Origin of the sequence: Rhodoferax sp. UBA5149, assembly GCF_002413825.1 — a bacterium.
Taxonomy (GTDB): Bacteria; Pseudomonadota; Gammaproteobacteria; order Burkholderiales; family Burkholderiaceae_C; genus Rhodoferax.
The window spans coordinates 1-4157 of record NZ_DHXT01000227.1 but is presented as its reverse complement, the minus strand read 5'-3'; the positions used below and the strand labels follow the sequence as shown (position 1 = coordinate 4157).

Annotated in this window: 4 protein-coding genes; all 4 read right to left on the bottom strand. The window is 58.9% G+C overall.

The features are described from left to right. Positions 1-1381: polynucleotide adenylyltransferase PcnB (gene pcnB / locus B3V69_RS20120; RefSeq protein ID WP_296449432.1), on the bottom strand; the 1381-nt coding region annotated here is incomplete at its 3' end. A gap of 142 nt (positions 1382-1523) precedes the next feature. Beyond that, positions 1524-2198, bottom strand: coding sequence for an HAD family hydrolase (locus B3V69_RS20115; RefSeq protein WP_296449429.1), 675 nt, complete (start codon positions 2196-2198; stop codon positions 1524-1526). Between the two features lie 4 nt (positions 2199-2202). Then, positions 2203-2889, bottom strand: coding sequence for a DnaA regulatory inactivator Hda (gene hda, locus B3V69_RS20110; RefSeq protein WP_296449426.1), 687 nt, complete (start codon positions 2887-2889; stop codon positions 2203-2205). Positions 2890-2898: 9 nt separating this feature from the next. Next, positions 2899-3981: an AI-2E family transporter gene (locus B3V69_RS20105; RefSeq protein ID WP_296449423.1), complete on the bottom strand. Its 1083-nt coding sequence runs from the start codon at positions 3979-3981 to the stop codon at positions 2899-2901. Positions 3982-4157: the final 176 nt, after the last annotated feature.

Below are 4157 nucleotides of genomic sequence, written 5' to 3'. Positions count from 1 at the left end.
GCTGCTGCTGCTGTTCTTCGCGCACTTGGTCGACCATGTCCTGGCGCAGGTCGTCGCCCGCCATGCTGAACTCCTGCCACCAGTCGGCCAGCACCACGTCGATTTCACCGGCGTCGGCGCGCAAACGCATGAAGTCAAAGGCCGCACGAAAGCGCGGCTGGTCCGTCAGACCGAACGGCGCACTGCCCACGCGCTTCTCAAAGCGCGGCTGCATCATCCAGATTTCGCGCATGTCACCGGCGAGTTTGCCGCGCCCGGATACATCACCGATGCGGGCATTGAACACGTCATCTATCGCCTCTTGCAGCGCCGGATGCGCGTGCTGGCGCTGATTGACGCGCTGAGCCCAGCCGTCACGCACATCGGCCCACAGGACGCAGGCCAACAGGAAGCTGGGAGCGACGGGCTTGCCCTCGCCCACGCGGCGATCGGTGTCCTTCAGGGCGGCGTTGACAAAAGTCTGTTCTGCGCGCTCCACCACCACATCGAGCAGCGGGTAAATGCCACGCGCCATACCCAGCGCCTTGAGCTGCTCGATGGACGCCAGGGAATGGCCGGTTTGCAGCAGCTTGAGCATTTCGTCAAACAAGCGGCTCTGCGGCACATCGGCCAGCAGTTCTTGTGACTTGACCAGTGGCGCGGCGGTTTTGGCTTCCAGCTGGAAGCCCAGCGCGTTGAGTTTGGCTGCAAAACGCACCGCGCGGATGATGCGCACCGGGTCTTCGCGGTAACGGGTGGCGGGGTCGCCAATCATGCGGATGACGCGCTTCTTGGAGTCCTTGATGCCATTGTGATAGTCCACCACGATCTGGGTTTCCGGGTCGTAGTACATGGCGTTGATAGTGAAATCGCGCCGCACGGCGTCTTCTTCCTGCGGACCCCAGACGTTGTCGCGCAGCACCCGACCGGTGGAATCCACCGCGTGCTTCATGCCCGCCAATTCGTTTTTGCTGGTTTTCTCGTTGCCGGCGACCTGTTCGGCCGCTGCGTTGTCCATGTAGGCGCGGAAGGTGGAGACCTCGATCACGTCATTTTCACGGCCGCGCCCGAACACCACGTGCACGATGCGAAAACGTCGCCCGATGATGAAGGCACGGCGAAATAGATTCTTGACCTGCTCGGGCGTGGCATTGGTGGCTACGTCAAAGTCTTTGGGGCGCAGACCGACCATCAGGTCGCGTACCGCGCCGCCGACGATATAGGCTTCAAACCCCGCGGTTTTGAGGGTATGCACCACGTTGAGCGCCCGGTCATCGACCAAGGCCGGGTCAATGCCATGGGCCGCAACACCCACCTCTTCACGTTTGCCAAACTGGAGTTTTTTGCCTTTAGCCGTCGAAGGGGATTTGCCCAGCAGCTTTTCGATAAATTTTTTAATCATTTAATTCTGAAACTTGAAACTTTGCGGGACAGGCCGCCGCTACACGAAGTGCGCCAGCTCTGTTCCCGACTTCTTTAAACTTGGGGGACAGACCGCAAACTGCAAAGCAGGCCAGCTCTGTCTCCAACACTTTAGCTTTTAGCTAAAACAGGTCAAGTATGCGCCATCCGCGCTGGGTGGCGATCGCGCGCAAACGTTCATCCGGGTTGGTGGCCACCGGGTGGGTCACATTTTCCATCAGACTTAAATCATTGATGGAATCGGTATAAAAAGTGCTCTCCACATCGGCCCAGCTCATTCTGCGCTCGGCCAGCCACTGCGCCAACCGGGTCACCTTGCCCTCGCGGAAAGACGGCACGCCTTTGATTTCACCCGTAATCCAGCCGGTGCCGCCGGTTGAGTTGTCGCACTCAAGTTCAACGGCAATCAATTCCTTGACGCCAAAGGCGTGGGCGATCGGGCGCGTCACAAATTCATTGGTGGCGGTGACGATGACCACCTCATAGCCCGCCTGCTGGTGTTCGCGGACCAGTGACACGGCCTCGGGCTTTATGACGGGTTGCACCACAGCCCTCATGAACTCTACGCGAGCCGCTTCTGAATTGATAGCGCCTTGGCGCCGCATGGCATTCGTGGCAAAGCGTATGTAATCGTGAATATCGAGCGTCCCGGCCTTGTAATGGGCAAAAAACTCGTCGTTGCGCCGACTGAAATCCACCGGGTCGGTCCAGCCAAGAGTGGTCGTAAAGACGCCCCATGCGTAATCAGAGTCGATGGGCAACAAGGTGTGATCAAGGTCAAAAAGGGCCAGCTTCATGCGTTCAGGAGTCTTCCATCATGGATTTGATCAGGGGAATGGTAATGCCCCGTTTGGTTTGCAAGGCGTAGCCGTCAATCAGGTCGAGCAGTTCCATCAAGCTACCCAGGTCACGGCTGAAACGGGTCAACATGTAGTCCATCACCTCGTCACTCAGAAAAACCCCGCGTGCATCCGCCGCCTGGCGCAACACGGCGCGGCGCTCCGGCTCACTCAGCACATGCAGCTGGAACACGTGGCCCCAACCGAGGCGGGTTCTGAGGTCATCGCGCAACTTCAGGTCGGCCGGGGGCAATGCGCCGACGCCCAACACGCCGATTTGCTGGGTTTGTGCATTGACGAACCAGTTGAACGCCGCGTGTTGCTGCACCGCGGTATACAAATGCACATCGTCCATCAGTACAGCGGCCCAGCCCTCGTTGAATTCAGGCGGCTCCTGAACCGTGGCATCGAGCCAGCCGACCGTCGCACCCTGCTCGCGCAAGGCCTCCTGCACCGCCTTGAGCAAATGGGTCTTGCCGCTGCCTTCGCCGCCCCACAGGTAGGTCGGCACCGGCGAGCGCGTGACGGAATTTGATTTTTCACCGACCCAGAGTTCCAGGTGCCTGAGCGCCGCTTCATTGGGGCCGACGAAGAAACTTTTTAACGTGGGTCCGGTGGCCAGACCGATGTCGAGGGCAATCTGCTTCATTTTCGGCCTTCAACCCTGATAAAGTTTGCTGGAAAGATAACGTGCTTGCGCTCGCCGCATGGCGACCAGCAGCACGGCGCTGGCAGGCAAGGCAATCAACACGCCGACAAACCCGAACAGCTGTCCAAATGCCAGCAACGCAAAAATCACCGCCAGCGGATGCAGTCCGATACGTTCACCCACCAGTCGCGGCGTCAGGAACAGGCTTTCAATGACTTGCCCGAGACCGTACACCACCGCCACCATGATCAGCGCTTTGGCCGACCCCTGGGTGACCGCAAACTGAAGCAAACCTGCCAGCGTAGCCAAAATCATGCCCAAGCCAAAGCCCACATACGGTACAAACATGGCCAGTCCGGTAAAAACGCCTATGGGCAACGCCAGATCCAGGCCAAACAAGGCCAGGCCGGCGCTATAGAAAACCGCCATCGCCAACATGACCAGCAACTGACCGCGCAGGTACTGGCCCAACACCGCATCTGCTTCATCGGTAAAACGGTCATAGGCCGCCCGCCCGCGTGGTGGCACAAACTCGAGTACCCGGGCCACAAATCGGTGCCAGTCCATCAGCAAATAAAACAAGGCCACTGGAATCAGCATGGCATTGCCCACAATGGCAAACGCCACACTGCCGCCCAGCTTGACCGAGGTCATGACAGACGCCAAGGTATCTTCGACATTGGCGCTGAGGTATTTCAGGACAAAGGCTTTGACACTGGCCACATCCAGAGACAGCGTGACGCCAAACTGGGCCAAAAACGGTTGGAGCGACGCATTCATGCCGTCCAGCAGCACAGGTACCTGCTCGCGCAACAAGGGCAACTCCTTGACCAGAACCGGCACGATCAGCAACATGACACCCAGCACCGCCACAACGAACAAGAGCTCAACCGCCACCACCGCCACCAACCGTGGCAGACGGCCGCGACCCACATCGTCGAGCCAGTCCACCAGTGGCGTCAGGGCATAGGCCAGAATCGCGGCCACAACAAAAGGCGTCAGGACGGGTGCGAGCAACCACAAGGCAAATGCCGCGATCACTGCAATCAAGGCCCAGTTAGCGGCTCTTTTTTGAGTTGAATTGAATTGCATACGGATGGTGGAGGACAAACCCTTAAAATCTGGGCAAATTCTATAGGGCTCTGTCGTACCGCCCGACCCGACGCAACTATCCACGCACTTTACATGACCACACCTAACGCTTCCTCTCCCCTTTCCTACAAAGACGCCGGTGTCGACATTGACGCCGGTGACGCGCTGGTCGAACG

Excerpts from the sequence above, each read along its gene's own strand:
- hda (WP_296449426.1), bottom strand. The coding sequence starts at position 2,889 with ATGAAGCAGATTGCCCTCGACATCGGTCTGGCCACCGGACCCACGTTA.
- B3V69_RS20105 (WP_296449423.1), bottom strand. The coding sequence starts at position 3,981 with ATGCAATTCAATTCAACTCAAAAAAGAGCCGCTAACTGGGCCTTGATT.
- B3V69_RS20115 (WP_296449429.1), bottom strand. The coding sequence starts at position 2,198 with ATGAAGCTGGCCCTTTTTGACCTTGATCACACCTTGTTGCCCATCGAC.